We start from the raw sequence: 18,900 nt of genomic DNA, 5'->3' as shown, positions 1-18,900 counted from the left end.
GTTATTTTGGAACCTCCAGCTTATAACCTACGCCCCACACGGTCGTAATCATAGCCGCTGCCTCTGGCGATACCTTATTCAGCTTCTCACGAAGCCGTTTCACATGCGTATCCACAGTGCGCAGATCACCAAAAAATTCGTAATTCCAAACGTCTTTCAGCAGTTCTTCGCGCGAGAAGACTTTATCTGGTGACACCGCCAAATAATGCAACAGCTCGTACTCTTTAGGCGTGAGACTGATTTCAATCCCACCCGCAGTTACCCGGTGCGCATCATGCTCAATGATAAGATTCGGAAAAACAATACTATTGCTTGGTACCGCCTCTTTCGTTAAAAAGGCAGTTTCCGACGAACGGCGTAAAATTGCCTTCACCCGGTAAATGACTTCTCGCGGGCTAAAGGGCTTAACCACATAATCATCGGCTCCGACTTCAAAGCCTTGTACACGGTTCACTTCCTCGCCTTTGGCAGTCAGCATAATCACAGGTGTAGCTTTGGTCTGACGCAGCCGTGTACATACCTCAATTCCATCCATCCCCGGAAGCATTACATCGAGCAAAATAATGCTGTAATCGCTTGCAGTCGCTTTTTGGAGGGCAATCTCACCATCCTCAGCTTCGTCAATTACATATCCTTCTTTTTCCAGATACATCCGCAGAAGGCGGCGAATGCGTTCTTCATCGTCTACAATTAATATGCGGTTGCTTTGTTCTGACATATTCCCAGCCCCTTCGCTAAAAAAAGCATTCTCTCTATTTTACTATTTTCCTGTGCTTGGTCAAACTTTACTCTCATCCAACAGTCTCTTTACACCAAAAAGGCCGGGGTTATGACCCCCGTCCTGTCCGTTTCTTTTTCGTGTTGTCTGATTTGGCAAGTTGAATGAGACGGTTGATTTCGTCCTTAGTTAGGGGTCTGGTCAGACCGCGCTTCAAGTTTTGTAGCAAAAGATCTCCGAAGGCAATCCGCTTGAGTCTGATGACTGGGTGTGAAATGGCCTCAAACATCCGTCTTACCTGGCGATTTCTGCCTTCATAAATGGTAATCTGGATCACAGACTCCTTACCATTCGGATCTACATCTTTATATTCTACCTCGGCTGGTGCAGTAATGCCATCTTCCAGCACGATTCCTTTTTTCAGCTTGTCCAGCTCAGTACCATGCGGAACGCCTTTGACTGTTGCCACATATGTCTTGGGCACATGATGCTTGGGATGGGTGAGCAGATTGGCGAACTCGCCATCATTGGTAAGCAACAGCAGTCCTTCGGTGTCGTAATCGAGACGTCCTACCGGATATACGCGTTCCTTAACGCCTTTCAGATAGTCTGACACGATTTTACGGCCTTCCGGATCGGAAGCACTCGTAATAACTCCTTTAGGTTTGTTCATCATCAGATAGATTTTTTTCTCGGTTTTGATCGGGCGTCCCTTTACCGTAATCATATCTTGATCAGGGTCTGCCTTCGTTCCCAGTTCAGTTACGATAACCCCGTTCACTTCCACGCTACCCGCCTGAATAAGCTCCTCACATTTACGTCTGGAAGCTACACCAGCTTGGGCCAATATTTTCTGCAATCTTTCCATGTTCGCTAATTCACCTCATGCTAATGATACCCATCCATGAGCAAAATCACAACCCCCGTTCAAAAAACGATGCAGAAATTAAAATATAAGCAGGCAAATCGCAATGGCTGCCACAAAACCAACCACATCTGAAAATAGTCCTACCTTCAAAGCATACCGTCCATTGCGGATACCTACCGCACCAAAATATACAGTTAGCACATACAGCGTCGTATCTGTGCTGCCCTGAATCGTTGAAGCGATCCGACCGATCATGGAATCCGGGCCATAGGTGCGAATTAGATCCGTCGTGAACGCAAGTGAACCTGTGCCCGTCAATGGACGAAGCAAGCCTAAAGGCAATACCTCGCCCGGTACACCCCAGTGCTTAATCCATGGCGTTACCCAGGAGATCAAATAGTCCAAAGCGCCGGATGCTCGAAAAATGCTAATCGCCACCATCATACCTACGAGATGAGGAATAATGCTGATGGCGGTAGAAAAGCCGTCTTTAGCTCCATCCACAAAAGAATCGTAGACAGGCACCTTTTTGGCATATGCATATAAAGGAATAAAAGCGAGAATAACCGGGATAGCCCAAGTTGATACGAGGTTAATAAAATAAAGCATGCCTCCCTCATCCTTTCCAAGTGGTGTCCCTGCCCTTGGCAGCCGTGATTCCCGTTCGCGGAACGGCAGGTGAAGATATGGACGACGTTGTTGAAGAGGCAGCAGATGTTGATGCTTGTGAGGTGAGTGGCGCCAAGGATGTCTGGGACGGCGGAATCGCTGGAGGACGTCGGCGCAATTCTCGACTACGGTACCAACGGTCCGCCGCAATTGCGGCAAAGGTGGCTATTGCGGTCGCTACCAGTGTTGTACCGACGATTTCTGCCGGATGTGCGGAATGAAAATTAAGCCGTATCGCGATCAACGTCGTAGGAATAAGCGTAATACTGGCTGTATTCAGGGCGAGCAGCGTACACATGGCTGGTGTGGCGGTTTGCTTATCTGGATTGAGCGTCTGCAACTCTTGCATCGCCTTGATTCCCATCGGTGTAGCTGCATTCCCCAGACCCAGCAGATTGGCGCTCATATTGGACAAAATGTAACCCATAGCGGGATGATTACGCGGAACATCAGGGAAGAGAAAGGCAACCAAAGGAGAAAGCAGCTTGGATATTTTCTGTAAGAGCCCGCCATCTTCAGCCAGCCTCATCATGCCCATCCAAAACACCAGCACACTTATCAGTCCAAAGCACACTGTAACCCCCGTAGTTGCCCCGTCAAAAGCCGCTTTCGTCACCACCTCAATATTTCCCTGCGCGGCAGCAAATACAAATCCAATACAAATCAAAGCCACCCATATGAGATGAATCATGGCTGATTCCTCCTTTACCCAATGATGTGACACGTGCAGCTCTATTTCCTGCTTGCCCTAGGCTCCAAACAAATTTTTAAGAATTTCGTTCCATCTGCTCGTCCAACCTCGTTGCTGAGTATTGTTCGCAGGATCTTGTGCAGTTGGAGCCTCCTGCTGTGGCCGTACGGTACTTTGAGCAGGCAGCTTACTCCCTTTTTCATACACAGGAACGGAACCAATAAGTTCACCATCCAATAGGAATTCGACCCGTCCTCGTAAGCCAAAAGATATGTCCGCTCTGTCTACAGAGGCGGAATTTTTATACAACACTAGTCTTTTGTGCAACTGGGTTTTCTCACTATCATGTAAAGGATATGCAAAGCTTGTACCTGTTAATAGTGGGTAACCATCGATAGGTTGCTGCTTGTCCGTAATAGGAATGAGCGGATAATATCGAAATCCGTAATCAAGCATACGGGCATGATCGTTCCAATCGTCCCCGTCATTCAAGGTAACAGCAGCGAGCTGGCGACCGTCCCGTGTGGCCGAACTGACCAGACAGCGAAACGCTTTTTTGGTAAAGCCTGTTTTCACCCCGTCAGCTCCCTCATACAGCCGCAGCATTTTGTTTTTGTTGTGCCATGAGTAGTCCCAAGAATCGTTGGGATTCGGTGCTTTTTTCAGTTCTGTTTTTACGATACGGGCAAAAGTTGGATTATGCAGCGCATAAGCAGTAAGCCGGGCCATATCATTGGCTGAGGAATAATGTCCCTCGGCATCCAGCCCGTGCGGATTAGCAAAATGTGTATGGCTTAGCCCAAGCTGAACCGCCTTGTCATTCATCAAATGGACAAATCCCTCTTCTGTCCCCCCCACATGCTCAGCAATGGCAGAAGCGGCATCATTACCAGAACGGAGCATTAAGCCGTACAACATATTTTCCAGCGACATTTGTTCACCCATTTGCAGAAAAAGCGAGGACCCTTCTTTGGCATACGCCGTTGGACTCACCTTCACCCGGTCCTGCAAGCGTCCATGTTCAATGGCCACGATCGCTGTCATAATTTTGGTCAGGCTGGCAATACGTAGCTCCCGGTCACCCTCGGTAGAATAAATGATTCTTCCTGATGTGACATCAATTAAAGAAGCACCCTGTGCATGGGTTCCTAATGCGGGCGGTGCTGCTTCTGTTTTTATCGCTCCCCGAACGGGCTGCGGACTTAGCAACGTAAGCGGCAATGACAAAATAAGCAGAAGTACCAGCGGCAAAACAAATGCGCGTGCCTTATTCAAGAAATGGCTGTGGTCCGCGTGGATGTGTTGCTTTTTTTTAAACATTTGGATTCCTCCGGTTTTGAGCAAGTCTTGTACCATTCTATGTCCAAGCTGTTCAAAGTATGTCCACCTTTATAACAGAAAATTCCTTTACAGGACAGCCATTAGCTGCTCCTTTTTCGCTTTCTTTCTACACAAACTAAGCAACATCCCTCCCTGAATACATATATATTAGTTACTAAACGTTAAATATGGATCGAGGGGTTATAACATGCAGCGACTACAGTTTGAAATGATTTTAAGATCGCGGATTGTAGAGTCCGCAGAAGCATTACACCGTAGTGGTGTATCCTTTGCCACGTTTTCTACCGCACGTTGCAACCAGCAATTTTGGGATTTAACGGAAAAAGGTGGCTTTCAGATCAAAGCAGGTGTCACACCGGCACAGGGGATCAGAGATATCTTTTTAAACGGACATCAATACGCTTTTGAATGTGCAACAGCTATGGTTATTGTGCTGTACAAAGGAGTGCTGGATTCCATTTTGGAAAGTGAGTTTAATCGGATTTTTGCAGATATGCTGCTGTATGACTGGCACTATGACAGCGACCTCAGGCTCATACAGCAGGAAGGAAGTCATAAAGCGGCTCCTGGCGATATTCTGTATTTCAACAATCCGGATGTGTCGTCTGAAACATTGGAATGGAAAGGAGAAAATGTCGTTAAGCTGAAGGAAGACTTGTTTTATGGACATGGGATTGGCATCTTGCCGGCGAAGGGTATTATCGATTCCCTGAATCAACATCGTCGACCGGAAGCCACGGTATCTGCTTATTTGACGGATGAAGTGATCTATCCGGACTTCATCTACCTATCCCAGTTTGCTGCCGAAGGAAATCGAAAAAATGAAATCTCGCTGCATACTTTGTATCAACAGGAATACAGTCACCATATACATACTGTCATTGGGAGAAGGCAGTATATTCGGGGATAGGGCCAAGTACAAGCAGAAAAGAAGGTATTCCTTAGCCTATACTCGGCTTTGGGATACCTTCCTGAGAGAACGCTTTTAATTTCAATAACTTTTACAAGTAAGCCGGGCCAGAATTACTGTGATCCGTAGCAACATCTACAGGTACCTGTGGGGGTGGAGTCTGCAAGTTGCCGCCTGCGTTCTGGAAGATAGACTGAACCTTATCAATCAGGTATGGCGTGGAGTCAATGAGCTTCTCAATCAGATGCGTTTGATTGTCCAATGGAACGATTTGTGCCCCCTGTTTGCCAACAACCAGAAAAGCAATGGGATGAATAGATACACCACCACCGCTACCGCCTCCAAAAGGATGCCCTTCCTTCCCGCTATGATTACCCGACGCCGAGGAAGTATGAAGTGCCTCTTCGTCTACGTTAAAATCACTTCCTCCGGCAGCGAAACCAAATCCTACCTTACTGATTGGCAAAATAACGGAACCATCGGGTGTTTCCACTGCGTCTCCTACAATCGTATTCACATCTACCATGGCTTTGATGTTTTCCATTGCGGTTTGCATGAGCCCTTGAATCGGGTGATCTGACATGATTTATTCCTCCTCTGCTTATCTCAAGCGTAGACTGCCTTTTCTTTCGCTATTGTGCGCAGGGGTTCAAGGAAATATGTATGTCATTCGATAGTTCAGAAAGGATTGAGTCTCACCTCACTCCACTGTTTAACTTTCACTGGTAGCTTGAGGATCCTCAGTTTTTTTGGAAAAAACCCGTTTCCACGCCTCCGGTCCACCCGGAACGCGCCATATGCGGTAAGCTAACATGAGCATAGAGAAAATCAAATAACCAAGCGACATATTTGCTTCACAGGTCAAGGTGGTAGTAAAACGCAAGCGATCCACCCAATAGGGCACGACAAACAGCTTCGGGATACAGTCCACACGTACAAAGCTGGTAGCAAAACCGATCAAGGTCGTTTTCAATCCCCATAAAATACCGGTTGAGGTAGCTGTATAAGCCGCATCAGCAAGACTTATATTGGTAGACCATTCCATTTTGGACAACGTCACATGCGCCAAGGTATGTCGCAACCATCGATGTAAGGATTTCGTTCCCTTGAGCAAAACCCGTATATCATGTATAAATTGCTTTATTTTTTCTGTATCAATATTTCCGCTATCTACGGAAGCATCCGTTTTATGTATGTTTTTATTGCGGTCAAGCCGATAGAGAAGCCCTTTTTTTAAACCTGTTATGAGAATGGCCGGAATATCGTAATTCATTTTAATCATCCCGTATAGAAATCTGATCTCTAGATGCGCCCGATCATCATTGTCATGTTTGGCAATATCCAGCTTCAATCGAATACGAGAGAGCAGAATAGCCAGCACAAGTAATATAACGACGATGATGGCGATACTGATCCATTTCCACACTGGCGAGTCCTCCCTACCTTTTTGCTATAGATATCATGGCAAAAATAGTATGACCGTTCGCCGGAAAATCATGCATCTTAAAATACCAACAGCCAGCCCCCAACTACGTGAGGACTGGCTGAATGTTTGAGCTTTTACATAAGTGAGCCGCAAGATCCGGAGCAACTTTATTGGGATTCAAGATCCAAATCGTTGGCCGCAGGCTGGCTGTTCTCCAGACGCTCGAACAATAATTGAGTCTCTTCCTCCAAATTGTCCGAATCCTCGAACAGCTCCGGTTGCGGTAGATCTGCCAAAGAGCCCAGACCGAAATAATCCAAAAATGATTTCGTCGTTCCGTACAATATTGGCCGTCCGATGGCTTCAGCTCGACCTTTCTCTTCAATGAGCTCCTTGTTGACCAGTGTATGTATGGCCCGCTCGGATTTGACACCCCGAATCTCTTCGATTTCAACTCTTGTAATGGGCTGGCGGTAGGCAACAATGGCCAGCGTCTCCAAAGCAGCTTGAGACAGTGAGGCACGTGCCGGAGAGTATGCGAGCTTTTCAAAGTAAGGTGCATGTTCGGATAAAGTTGCAAGCTGATAATGACCGGCAATACGGACAAGTTGCAAGCCCCTTCCCCCCTGCTCCATGTCCTGCTTCATATCTTCCAGGCACTGTTCAACCAGCTCTTGCTGCTGCTCTACAATGTCGGCGATCTGCTTGGTGGACAACCCTTCCTCTCCTGCGAGAAACAGCAGTCCCTCAATAATTGATTTCAGCTTCAGATAATCCATTAACCCGTAAATCCCCTCTCCACTCCATTACAATATCATCGAAAAGCTTCTCCTGATAACAGAAAATTTGTTTCATTTTCATCAGTTCAAGGATAGCCAAAAAGGTCACAACCACCTCATGCCGATACATATCCTCATGCATCAGCTTGGAGAACAGCAGCCGTCCTCCGTTCCCCAGCATCTCTAACGCCCCGATAACTTGCCGGATACGGTCCTTGACTGAAATTTCGTCTCGATGAACACGGGTTACCGTCGTACGTCGTTCTGCTTTGCGCAAAGCACGCTGAAAGGCCGCGACCAAATCGCTTGCATGCAGCCCATGCACCGGATTTGCGGGTTCAGTGGGCAGGAATGCGCTTAGATCTTCTGGCTCCTTGCCATAAATTAGACTCCGCTCCCACTCACGTTCACTTAGATGGCGAGCAATCCCTTTATATTTACGATACTCCACCAGCTTGCGGACCAGTTCCTCACGTGGATCATAATCCTCTTCCTCATAAAAATCCAAATCGTCATATTCCATCACAGGTGGCTTGGGAAGCAACAATTTACTCTTAATAGATAAGAGCGTCGCCGCCATCACCAGAAACTCGCTCGTAATGTCCAGTTCCAGCTCCTGCATACTGTGCAAAAAAGCCATATACTGATCAGTAATATCGCTAATCGGGATATCCTGAATGTCGATCTCGGCTTTATCAATCAGATGCAACAGTAGATCCAGCGGACCCTCGAATGTTTCCAGCTTGTAGTTTACGACTGTCAATGTGCTTCCCCCTGCCTTACTCCAATCATCATTCAACAATACCTTTCCCTATAGCACTTATGCTCTACGTTATCAATCCCTCTTTCTGTAGTATATACGTCATCGCCTTGCTTAACAATCCAATCCCTTTTCACCTTGCAGTTTATACCGTTCTATTCAGCTATTCCTATAATTAAAATTGCTTGCCGAGATTGGCCATTTCAATCGCAGCCAATGCAGAATCCCAACCTTTATTACCAGCCTTCGTACCTGCTCGTTCAATAGCCTGTTCAATGTTTTCTGTCGTCACTACCCCAAAAATAACAGGCACTCCCGTTTTCAGGCTGCTTGCTGCCACACCCTTGGCCACTTCATTGCAGACGATATCATAATGTGAAGTAGAACCACGGATGACCGTACCCAGCGTAATTACGGCATCATATTTGGCGCTTGCAGCCATTTTTTGTGCAATCAGTGAAATTTCAAATGCACCCGGAACCCAGGCTACATCAATTTCATCTTCCTGCGCACCATGTCGTTGAAGGGCGTCAATTGCGCCGCTTAACAGCTTGCTCGTAATAAACTCATTAAATCTGCCCACCACAATACCATATTTTAAACCGTTCGATACGAGATTACCTTCTAGAAAACGTGCCATGTTTAATCAACCTCTCATAGTTTAATTATTTAGGGACTTCGGATAATACTTCAGATTTACTTGGAACTGAGATGTATTTTTACAATGACAAACGACGACGGTAGTCCACCAAATGCTGAATACTGATCAGCTTCAATTGATGTCGCTTGGCGACCACTGCCAGATCAGGCAGGCGGGCCATTGAGCCATCTTCCTTTATAATTTCGCAAATGACCCCAGCAGGCTTGAAGCCACTGAGTCGGGCCAGATCAACAGCCGCTTCAGTGTGACCAGCACGCTGCAAGACACCACCATCGCGAGCAATCAGCGGGAACATGTGACCAGGCTTGCGGAAATCACTTCCTGTGACTGCTTCGTCTGCCAAGGCGCGTACAGTCAAGGAGCGCTCGGCCGCTGAAATACCCGTTGTTGTCTCCATATGATCTACCGATACCGTAAAGGCAGTACCGTGGAAATCTGTATTTTGCTCTACCATAGGATGCAATTCCAAAGCTTCGGCTCTTTGTCGTGTGATTGGCACACAGACCAACCCGCGACCTTCTGTAATCATGAAATTAATGACCTCAGGCGACGCTTTTTCAGCCAAAGCGATAAAATCGCCTTCATTTTCGCGCTGTTCATCATCCACTACAATAACGACTTTACCGTTTTTTAAATCCTCCAACGCTTCTTCGATGGAATCCAAACGAATCTCTTCGTCATGTTCCAACTCGCCATGCTCCATGACGTTTGCCATTGCACTTGTTTGGCTACCTCTATCCATAACACTTTCCTCCTTATGTCTTGTGCCACGAATGCTCCTAAACAGGCTTACCATTCAATATCAGGCAAAGCCGTGTTTCGCCAAATAGTCCAAACTGAGAGGAGCTTTTTCTACTCTCTCCGCCTCCGCTGCACCTCTGTAATTTAAAAGCTGTTCTACATATTTGCCCAAAATATCACATTCGATATTGACGGTATCCCCCTCACGTTTGGCTTGTAAGGCCGTTTCGGATAAAGTGTGGGGAATAATGGATACGGCAAAGGTATCTCCCGTACGCTGTGCGACTGTGAGGCTGATACCATCAATTGTGATTGACCCTTTGAGTAGAATATATTTAAATAATGTTTGATTTTTAGGCTCAACTTCGAACACAACTGCATTCTGGTCTGATGTCACCCCTCGAATCGTTCCCGTCCCGTCCACATGTCCTTGCACGATGTGTCCTCCGAACCTTCCACTCGCCGTCATCGCTCGCTCCAGATTGACTCGGCTGCCGGATCTCAACTCTTTCAGATTAGTGCTGCGAAAGGTTTCCGGCATCACATCAACCTTAAAGTCTTTCGAACCAATCCGTATCGCCGTCAGGCAAACGCCATTAACCGAGACACTGTCTCCTATTTTCAAATCGCCCAACACCACGGAACCCGAAATCCCCAGCACCATCGCTTCACCGCTTTTGGAAATAGTTTGAATGCGACCCACTTCCTCAACTAATCCGGTAAACATGTCTTCACTCCTTTCCACTACATTTCAGTTTATCCCTAATTCATCAGCTATAAGCGCAAAAAACCCCCAGTTCGGATTCAATCCGTCATGGGGGTGATGAGAGTCACATTTGTAGTATACAAGCGCAGTTCATATGCATCTTAAGACGACATGAAATCATAGGTTTGCCAATAGAAAGCATGACTGAGGATACAACCAAATACGCTCAGAACACCCATCAAAAAGAAAGCTTAAGCAAGCTATCGCCCGATGCTGTCCTACAACGAAATAAGCCGTACGCACAATTGGGTATGCTAAAAATCGGCACATGTCACGTCATGCACATGCGCTTCGTATCCTTCTCCCATCCAGACTATACTGTCGGTCCCGGATTTGCACCAGGTCCACCTTCTGCCGATCATTCAGCATCCGGGTCACGGACTAAGCCATGCTGTTTCTCACAAAAACGATCCACAAACATGTCATCACCGCCGGTGGGGAATTTCGCCCCGCCCCGAAGGATCTTGCTCTTATTTAATTGAATTAACATTAAACTTGTTACGTATATTAGCACCGACTTCTAAAAAAAGCAAGTTATCTAATAGAAGCGCCTGCTTTGGTTTTGACATATTGGCTGGAGAGTTCTTCAAACCAGGTTTTATCATTCATATGAAGCGCCAAGTCAATCAGATCGGCCAGTTCCTCGACTCCCAACTCTGTTGCATGATCAAAGGTAATTACGGCTGAAGCAACAGGTCCCCGCCCTTCCTCAGAACATGCCTCATAATCCAGTCGCACATCAACATGTCCGTCAATAAACTCGCATTTCAGAAAATAAATAATTTCACACATTAAAATGGGGCGTACCTGTGTTTCTAACACGCAATCCATCACCTTGGCAGAATAGTGCTGGTTCGTCAGCGTGAATTTGTGTTCTGTCGCTGCCAGCGATGCCCGTCCAAAATCGTCCGTAAATTTTAGTTCTACTGGCTTGATGTTCATAACCTTAGGGATCTGCTTCTTTATAATTTCGATTATTTCAACTGTATTCAGCTTAATCATTACCTGCACCTCATTGCATCTTAAAATTCAGAAGAAAACTTTTTAACGTGCCTCTTATAGGCCTCCACTCCTATATCGGAAATCATTACCTGTTTTTTTATGCTTCAACCCATAAACGACAAAAAAGATTCTTTGCGCAATAAGCGCAAAGAATCTTGATCGAACCACTACAGTAACAGCGGCTAACAATGCTAATCGATGATTATGCAAAAAAACAGAATTATAGCTCTGAAATTTCATGTTTCTTTTTCAGGGTAGTCCAGCGACGCTCAATCTCCTGCTCAAAGGTAGCCAGCGTAGCCTCTTCCTTGAGAAGATGCTTCGTTTTACCCATTAATTTCAACCATTCTGCAGCTGGAATCCGTTTTCCCTTGTCTTCCGGATTATACGTAATCGTCGTACTGCCTTGCTCTATTTCGTACAAAGGAAAGAAACAGGACTCGACTGCGGCGCCCACAATGCTGGTGCCCAGTCTGTCTTCGGATTTCCAATTCAGCGGGCAGGCGCACAGGATCTTACCATAGGCCGTACCCACGTTGTTCGCATACCATTGAGCTTTGGCTGCTTTACGCAGCATATCCTGCGGATGACTTTCAGCTGCTGTAAAAGCATACGGAATGTTACAAGCAGCCATGATTTGCACGGTATCCTTGTGATGCCCTTGCTTTCCTTTTTGCATTTTCCCTACACCCGACGTACTGGTCATGTGACCGAGCGGAGTGGAGTACGATTGCTGTGAACCTGTATTCATGTACCCTTCGTTATCATATTCCAGCATGATCAGCTTATGATTACGCAGAGCCGCACCAATCGCAGAACCCATACCAATATCCATTCCACCGTCACCACTGATCATGATAAAGGTCGGATCGTCCGACATCTCAATTTCATTGCGGCGCTTCATTTCCATATAAGCTTCCAGCGCTCCCGAAAGTGTAGCGGCCCCGTTTTGAAAAAGATTGTGGATCATCGGTTGTTTGTGTGATGTATATGGATACCCTGTCGTCGTCACATATACGCAGCCTGTCTGGAACAGCACGACAATATCCCCTTCAATACCTTTGAAAAACAGTTCCAGCGCAGACAATGCCCCACATCCTGGGCAAGCCCCGTGACCTGGTGTAAGACGGCGTGGTTTGCTCGTCAACGACCGCAGGGGTGGTACCTTGACTTTGAGCTTCCCGGTCGCCTCGTCCGGCGTAACCTGAATCAGACCCGTACGGTATGCATTGCCACGTGGCGGTTGCATAACTTGCGGCATCACCTTGTCCGGTGAACCCGGATTAATTCCGTAATAATCAAAGGGCTTCTCGGCTCGTCCGGCCTCTGCCGCCTCAATCGCAAGCTGGAAGAACCCCTCTGCATCTTCCGCATAAAAATCCTTGCCGCCCAAGCCAAATATACGACTCAACACGAGTGTCCGGTTCAGCGGGTCCTCCTGCAAGGCCGCTTTAATTTCATGCGTTAAATTACCGCCGTCTGCCCCATACGAATCTGCACGTTCACCTACCAGCAGCGCCTTGACATCGCGTAATGCTTCCCGCAGTTGTGCAGCTGGGAACGGTCTGATGATATTCGGACGTATCACACCAGCTTTAATCCCGCGCGCGCGGAGTTGATCCGCCACATCCTTGGCCGATTCAGCCGCCGAATTCAACAGGAATACCGCGACCTCAGCATCCTCCATATGATACAGATCCAAAATCGGGTATTCCCGACCGGATAAAGCGGCATATTCTGCTGCTACCTGCTCATATACTCCTTCTGACAGCTTCAGTGCTTCGGATAGCTGAACATGATTATTCGTCAGGTCATCACCGTTCATATGCGCACCCACGGTAACAGGATGATCAAAATCCGTAATATTCGGATAATTCAAGTTCGGGTTAGGACCTACAAAACCGCGCACGGTCTCAGCATCGGCAAAATATTGCACTTTACGTTTTTGATGGGACGTATAAAAACCGTCATATGCGACCATTACAGGCAGCCGAACATCGCTATGCTCTGCGATTTTTAGTGCCATGATGTTCATATCATACACAGCCTGTGGTGTACTTGCCGTCAAAATGACCCAGCCTGTATTCAAACCATAGTACAGGTCCGAATGATCCCCGCGAATATCCAGGGGACCACTAACAGCTCGTGTCACCAGATTCATAACCATTGGAAAACGGGTACCTGACTGAACAGGTAACTGCTCCAGCATGTACAGGAAACCTTGCGAACTAGTGGCGTTCACAACCCTCGCTCCCGCTGCGGCAGCTCCATAACAAATCCCTGCCGATCCGTGTTCTCCGTCTGCTGCAACCAGCTTAATATTATGCTGACCTCTCGTTCTCATCTGATCCAGATACTGCGCTACCTCGGTAGATGGAGTAATCGGGAAATATCCCATCATATGATAATTAATCTGCGCAGCCGCCGTAGCTGCCATTTCATTACCGGATTCGAACGTTGTCACTTGCGCGGCGCCTGTCTGTTTGAGTTCTTCCTCCAGTTTTGCCATTACGCACGCCCTCCTTCATATGCCGGAAATTGGTGGGCAACTCGATTCTGTTCCGCCCATCCCCATTGTTCGCGACGCGAGCTTAATGCCCCCGACGGGCAAATATCTACACATTTCAGACATCCTTTGCAATACTGGTAATCAATTCCTTGCAAAAATGGCATCATTCTTCCGCGTTTGTCTGCTTGCTCTTCCCATACAAAACAGTAATCCGGGCAAATCGAATCACACTTGGCACAATGGGTACATTTATCAGCTTCATATTCAGGCACATACCCCTGACGTGAACCACTAACATCTCTCGTCATGCTGTTTCCCTGAGTTGCAATAACGCCCCCCAGTAGTTGGGTTTCGTATCCCAGCAATGGCTGCGGACGTTCAAAAACCCGATCCTCTGCGTCATCAGTAACTGGATATACGTGCAGTTCCATTTCATCATAACCACGGTTAAACGTACGCAGATTAGGTTCCACTAACAGTGGATTTTTCTTTTCAAAGGTACTGCGAATAACCGATCTCATCGCTTCCGGGTCCAGGAAATCACAGACACGGAACAAGGCACCGAGCATGGACGTATTTAGTTTGGTTCGCTCTTCCAGTGCGATGCCCATCGCATCCACCACCGCTAATGTACCGGATACCAGTCCCAAATCAGCCCGTATTTCTTCTGCTGGACGTGTGGAATTAACCACTACAATCCCATCCGCTGGCAGTCCGCTGATTACATTTACCGTTTTGTATAACGTTTCATGGAAAATGCCTACCACATGCGGTTGCTCAATCGGACTGTGATCCCGAATATCGACCTCCGGCTCACAGAAGCGGACGAAGCTTTTAACCGGAGTTCCCTTTTTTTCCGAACCGTAGGACGAAAAATTTGAAGCATTCAGCCCCAGACCAAGCACCCCGGTTTCGGCCAACATTTTGCCAGCCAGATTAGCGCCGAGTCCACCAATGGATTCCAGCCGGATTTCAAAAAATCCGAGTCGATTTGTGCGCGTTAAAATAGACAATGTGATAAGCCCCCTTCTTTTCCAATCCTTACTGAGTTTGAATACTCATATAAAATAAATGGAAAATGCATTCTTATGAGAAGGCTATCACAACACTTACTTTTCGAATGTGATCTTACGCACTGTAATGCCTACGTGATTGCGAAAATCAATAAACCGTCAAACAAAAGACAACAAAAGCCGCCCTGTCCAAAGACAGAACGGCTTAGGTGCAACGCTATTTAAAAAAGATCATGTAATTAATGGTAAAATTACACGTCAAATACTTTAACCTCTTTCATTTTGTCGCCTTGTTTTACAGCATCAATGAATTCCATACCTTTGGTTACTTTACCAAATACAGTATGTACTCCATCTAAATGTGGTTGTGGAGCGTAGCAGATAAAGAATTGGCTGCCACCTGTGTTGCGACCTGCATGAGCCATGGACAGAACGCCTTTGGCATGCTTTGTTGTATTCGTAGCTGTTTCACAGTCAATCGTGTAACCAGGACCGCCTGTACCGTTACCGATTGGACAACCACCTTGAGCCACAAAGCCCGGAATGACACGGTGGAAGCTCAAACCGTTGTAATAACCGCTGTTTGCCAGCTTTTCAAAGTTAGCAACGGTGTTTGGAGCTTCTTCTGGGAAAAAGTCAATTTCGACGATACCGCCGTTTTCAAGATCTATTCTACCTTTTTTCATTGTTTGTATCTCCTTTTCAACCTGTTTTGAGAACTAAATAACATCAAGTTCCAGTTTACTATGAATTGCCGCGCTTAGCAAAGTCTTGTCCAAAAAAAAGGGCCATTGTCCCCGGTGTATTATTACCGACTCAATGGCCTGCTTGATCTTACAATGCTAAAATCAGGACGAAACCGTAATCTTGGCGTTAGGCTGAACCGCCGGACTGGCTTGATCACGAATCAAGCGCTGTGGCACAACATCGTTGCGTACGATATCCTCGTAGGTTTCCCGACGCACCACCAACTCGGCCTCACCGTTGTTGACAAATACAACTGCTGGTCGACGTATTCGGTTATAATTACTCGCCATGGAGTAATTGTAGGCTCCGGTTGAGGCAACAGCGAGCAAGTCGCCGCTATTTATACGAGGTAGTTCTACATCCCAAATAAGCATATCGCCGCTTTCGCAGCATTTGCCCGCAATGGACACCGTCTCTTCGTTCGTATCCTGCGCTCGATTAGCCAGCATCGCTTCATACTTGGCCTGATACAGTGCAGGACGTGGATTATCTGTCATCCCGCCATCTACCGAGACATATTTACGTACCTGCGGAATATCCTTGATGCTTCCTACCGTATATAAGGTCGTGCCTGAATCGCCTACAATACTGCGTCCCGGCTCAATCCAAATTTCTGGAAGTTCATCGTAAAGTCCTGAAAAATAGGTTTTCACCGCTTCGCCGATAGCCTGCACATAGGTGGATACTTTCAGCGGTGTGTCCTCCTCTGTGTAGCGAATGCCAAATCCCCCACCCAGATTAATCACTTTGAAAGAAAACTGAAGCTGTTCTTTAATTTCTCTGGAAAAAGCTGCAACCCGTTCAGCAGCCATTTGAAAGCCATTCACTTCGAAAATTTGCGAACCGATATGAGAATGTACCCCTAACAGGTTAAGATGGTCCAGCTCGATAGCCTGTTCCACTGCTTGGCGTGCTGTACCATTCCCAATGTCAAAGCCAAATTTCGAATCTTCTTGACCTGTGGCCATATATTCATGCGTATGCGCCTCAACCCCTGGTGTAACACGCAGTAAGATATTCACCTGCTGTTCTTTCTCGGAGGCAAGGGCCTGCAACAAATGCAACTCCATTTCGCTATCAACGACGAAGCAGCCAATTTGCGCATCTAACGCCATTTCAATTTCTTCCGGTGTTTTGTTATTGCCGTGAAAATGGATTCGCTCTGCCGGGAACCCTGCTTGTAGCGCAGTAAACAATTCTCCACTGGAAACTACGTCAAGCGACATTCCTTCTTCAGCAGCTAAAGCACACATCGCCATAACACAAAACGCTTTGCTTGCATAAGCAACTTGAAACTTCAATCCGGTTTCACGAAAAGCTTCTATGAATTCCCGGCAGCGCCGGCGGACTAACTGTTCGTCAACAATATATAGCGGCGTGCCAAAACGCTCTTTCAAAAGCGTTGTATCACAACCGCCGATCTCCAAATGTCCATTGCTGTTAATTTTACTGCTTCCATGCAAATACATGTTCTGGCGCCTCTCTTTCTGGAACAAGCTAGTCATATTCCATCGAATGTTTACACCAGTATAGCAAAAAAAACATCAAGAACAATGGATTTTTATGCAGATCATTTATATTAATGCTCCTGTCCATTGCCTGAGTTCGAATCTGTGTCGGCATCCGTATGGGGCATACGCGTATTGTCCCTCGTTTTGTTAGATGACGGGCGGTTAGGCGCATCTAGTACAGGCATACGGAACAAGATGGAAGCTAACGCTTTGGCATTAAAAGGAATGAACGGCCACAAATACGAAGAATTATATGACCGATGCAGCGTCAGCATCAAAATGATCAGTGTCGTACCCACGACAAAGCCCGGTACGTGAAAAATTGCAACAGCAACCAGCAGGAATAGTCGAATCAGTCTATTCGCCAACCCCAGCTCATAGCTCGGTGTTGCGAACATTCCTATGGCAGCGACAGCCATATACAGCACGACCTCATTCACGAAAAGTCCCGTCTTAACCGCTATATCACCGACCAGAATCGCTGCGATCAAGCCCATAGCGGAAGCCAGTGGTGTCGGAGTATGCACAGCCGCCATTCGCATAAGATCGACCCCTAGTTCTACAATGATAAACTGGGCAATCAGCGGAAGATGTGCTTCCTTTTGAGGACCAATAAAATCAAGAAACGCCGGTTTTAATTCGGGATTGATGACCATTAGCAGCCACATCGGAAGCAGAAACATCGAGGCGAATATACCTATAAAACGTACCCAGCGCAAATAACTTCCCATAAAAGCGGTTTGCCGATTCTCTTCTGCATGCTGACACAAGTCAAAAAAAGTGGTAGGCAAAATCATCACGCTGGGTGAGGTATCGACGAAAATAACGAGCCTTCCTTCCATGATATGCGATGCCACGACATCTGGTCGCTCCGAATATCGTACTAATGGATATGGATTCCAACCTTTATTGATAATAGTCTCCTCTAATTGCTTGTCGGCCAGCGGAATACCATCCAAATTAACATTTTTAATTTTGTCTCGTACAGTATCCACCATCACCTTATCCACAATATCGTCAATGTAACCCAAACATACGTCTGTTCGGGTTCGACGTCCGACCTGCATAGCCTCAAATTTAAGCCCTGGGTCCCGCAAACGCCGGCGCACCAGACCTACATTTGTAAGCATTGTTTCAGTAAACCCGTCGCGAGCACCGCGCACAACCCGCTCCAAAGAAGGTTCCTCCGGATTACGCACCGGGTAATTACGAGTATCCAGAATAAGGGAAAAACGCTCGCCTTCCATGAAAAAGGCACTCAGTCCCGTCAGCACCTTGTTAATGACCACAGACATCTTATCCGTCTTCTCCACCTGAATATGTGGAATAAAATTTTCAAAATACGCTTGTAGTCCATCCGAAGAGAGATCATCCGGCGTCAGATAGGTGAGCCGCTTTAGCACTTCAAGCATGATCTGATCCTTCGCAAAGGAATTTAGGAACAGATATCCGGTATGACGCCCACCCAGTGTCATTTCCCTGAATACTACATCAAAGGTCTCCCCCAAACCTAATACTGTTTCAAGTGTATTCTTATTATCCTTCATCCTCGGCGATATATCATCTTCGGCCTGCCAGTAGCGAACGGACTCCTCTACGTTATCAGACCGCTCACTCTCTTTTTTGTGTTGAAAACGTGCTGATTCCTGCGCCTGCTTTTTCTGCCATGGACTCAACTCTTCTCCGCCGGTATGGTTCTCCTTTCCAATTCCCCCGTCTTCTTGATGCTGCTCCTGATGCTCTTGATCCGCTCTGTGATCCATATTCCTTGCCCCCTTCGCTTTCGTT

General features: G+C 46.8%; 19 protein-coding genes and 1 riboswitch. Of the genes, 1 reads left to right on the top strand and 18 read right to left on the bottom strand.

All coding sequences use genetic code 11. From position 1 onward, the window contains the following. Position 1: 1 nt before the first annotated feature. From MKX59_RS11555 to MKX59_RS11535, 5 genes are all read right to left on the bottom strand, one after another. Positions 2-718 (bottom strand): response regulator transcription factor, encoded by a 717-nt coding sequence (locus MKX59_RS11555; protein ID WP_013310758.1) that lies wholly within the window; start codon positions 716-718, stop codon positions 2-4. A 109-nt stretch (positions 719-827) separates the two neighbouring features. After that, positions 828-1,586, bottom strand: a complete 759-nt coding sequence (locus tag MKX59_RS11550) for a pseudouridine synthase (RefSeq protein ID WP_013310759.1) — start codon at positions 1,584-1,586, stop codon at positions 828-830. Positions 1,587-1,664: 78 nt separating this feature from the next. Next, positions 1,665-2,195, bottom strand: coding sequence for a spore maturation protein (locus tag MKX59_RS11545; RefSeq protein WP_023989198.1), 531 nt, complete (start codon positions 2,193-2,195; stop codon positions 1,665-1,667). A 7-nt stretch (positions 2,196-2,202) separates the two neighbouring features. After that, on the bottom strand, positions 2,203-2,946 hold the full coding sequence (locus MKX59_RS11540; protein ID WP_279832695.1) for a nucleoside recognition domain-containing protein: 744 nt from the start codon (positions 2,944-2,946) through the stop codon (positions 2,203-2,205). Between the two features lie 57 nt (positions 2,947-3,003). After that, positions 3,004-4,266 carry a D-alanyl-D-alanine carboxypeptidase family protein gene (locus MKX59_RS11535; RefSeq protein ID WP_279832692.1) on the bottom strand — a complete coding sequence of 421 codons (1,263 nt, stop codon included), beginning with the start codon at positions 4,264-4,266 and terminating at the stop codon, positions 3,004-3,006. Positions 4,267-4,474: 208 nt separating this feature from the next. Here MKX59_RS11535 and MKX59_RS11530 point away from each other — a divergent pair, with 208 nt between their 5' ends. Continuing rightward, positions 4,475-5,197 carry a protein-glutamine gamma-glutamyltransferase gene (locus tag MKX59_RS11530; protein ID WP_023989201.1) on the top strand — a complete coding sequence of 241 codons (723 nt, stop codon included), beginning with the start codon at positions 4,475-4,477 and terminating at the stop codon, positions 5,195-5,197. A 91-nt stretch (positions 5,198-5,288) separates the two neighbouring features. Here the strand turns inward: MKX59_RS11530 and ytfJ are convergent, their stop codons facing one another. The 13 genes from ytfJ to MKX59_RS11465 form a co-directional block, all read right to left on the bottom strand. Next, complete coding sequence (gene ytfJ / locus MKX59_RS11525) at positions 5,289-5,780, bottom strand: GerW family sporulation protein (protein ID WP_023989202.1); 492 nt, start codon at positions 5,778-5,780, stop codon at positions 5,289-5,291. A gap of 129 nt (positions 5,781-5,909) precedes the next feature. After that, positions 5,910-6,623 (bottom strand): DUF2953 domain-containing protein, encoded by a 714-nt coding sequence (locus MKX59_RS11520; protein ID WP_069079978.1) that lies wholly within the window; start codon positions 6,621-6,623, stop codon positions 5,910-5,912. 167 nt (positions 6,624-6,790) lie between these two features. Continuing rightward, positions 6,791-7,402 (bottom strand): SMC-Scp complex subunit ScpB, encoded by a 612-nt coding sequence (scpB, locus tag MKX59_RS11515; protein ID WP_069079979.1) that lies wholly within the window; start codon positions 7,400-7,402, stop codon positions 6,791-6,793. Then, complete coding sequence (locus MKX59_RS11510; RefSeq protein WP_034095057.1) at positions 7,371-8,165, bottom strand: segregation and condensation protein A; 795 nt, start codon at positions 8,163-8,165, stop codon at positions 7,371-7,373. The genes scpB and MKX59_RS11510 overlap by 32 nt, the downstream gene beginning before the upstream one ends. A 172-nt stretch (positions 8,166-8,337) precedes the next feature. Beyond that, positions 8,338-8,802 carry a 6,7-dimethyl-8-ribityllumazine synthase gene (gene ribH / locus MKX59_RS11505; RefSeq protein ID WP_209942716.1) on the bottom strand — a complete coding sequence of 155 codons (465 nt, stop codon included), beginning with the start codon at positions 8,800-8,802 and terminating at the stop codon, positions 8,338-8,340. Positions 8,803-8,881: 79 nt separating this feature from the next. After that, a complete protein-coding gene (gene ribB / locus MKX59_RS11500) occupies positions 8,882-9,565 on the bottom strand; it encodes a 3,4-dihydroxy-2-butanone-4-phosphate synthase (protein WP_081819194.1) in 684 nt (227 codons plus the stop codon). Positions 9,566-9,625: 60 nt separating this feature from the next. Beyond that, complete coding sequence (gene ribE, locus MKX59_RS11495; RefSeq protein WP_316243905.1) at positions 9,626-10,291, bottom strand: riboflavin synthase; 666 nt, start codon at positions 10,289-10,291, stop codon at positions 9,626-9,628. Positions 10,292-10,622: 331 nt separating this feature from the next. Further along, a riboswitch (FMN riboswitch) is annotated at positions 10,623-10,796 on the bottom strand. A 68-nt stretch (positions 10,797-10,864) separates the two neighbouring features. Further along, entirely contained in the window at positions 10,865-11,332 is a 468-nt protein-coding gene (locus tag MKX59_RS11490) for an IDEAL domain-containing protein (protein WP_013310772.1), read from the bottom strand. Positions 11,333-11,552: 220 nt separating this feature from the next. Continuing rightward, on the bottom strand, positions 11,553-13,841 hold the full coding sequence (locus tag MKX59_RS11485) for a thiamine pyrophosphate-dependent enzyme (protein ID WP_340858431.1): 2,289 nt from the start codon (positions 13,839-13,841) through the stop codon (positions 11,553-11,555). Continuing rightward, the gene (locus MKX59_RS11480; RefSeq protein ID WP_023989209.1) at positions 13,841-14,854 is read right to left on the bottom strand and encodes a 2-oxoacid:acceptor oxidoreductase family protein; all 1,014 of its coding nucleotides are present in this window, start codon (positions 14,852-14,854) and stop codon (positions 13,841-13,843) included. Before MKX59_RS11480 ends, MKX59_RS11485 begins: the two co-directional genes overlap by 1 nt. 251 nt (positions 14,855-15,105) lie before the next feature. After that, a complete protein-coding gene (locus MKX59_RS11475) occupies positions 15,106-15,540 on the bottom strand; it encodes a peptidylprolyl isomerase (RefSeq protein WP_013310775.1) in 435 nt (144 codons plus the stop codon). A gap of 162 nt (positions 15,541-15,702) precedes the next feature. Beyond that, positions 15,703-17,070 carry a diaminopimelate decarboxylase gene (gene lysA, locus MKX59_RS11470; RefSeq protein ID WP_013310776.1) on the bottom strand — a complete coding sequence of 456 codons (1,368 nt, stop codon included), beginning with the start codon at positions 17,068-17,070 and terminating at the stop codon, positions 15,703-15,705. Between the two features lie 110 nt (positions 17,071-17,180). After that, positions 17,181-18,875 carry a spore germination protein gene (locus MKX59_RS11465; RefSeq protein WP_340858430.1) on the bottom strand — a complete coding sequence of 565 codons (1,695 nt, stop codon included), beginning with the start codon at positions 18,873-18,875 and terminating at the stop codon, positions 17,181-17,183. Between the last annotated feature and the right edge of the window lie 25 nt (positions 18,876-18,900).

Source organism: Paenibacillus sp. FSL R7-0340, from assembly GCF_038002205.1.
GTDB lineage: Bacteria > Bacillota > Bacilli > Paenibacillales > Paenibacillaceae > Paenibacillus > Paenibacillus polymyxa_B.
Note: the sequence above shows the minus strand (reverse complement) of the source record. Positions and strands in the feature narration are given on the sequence as shown.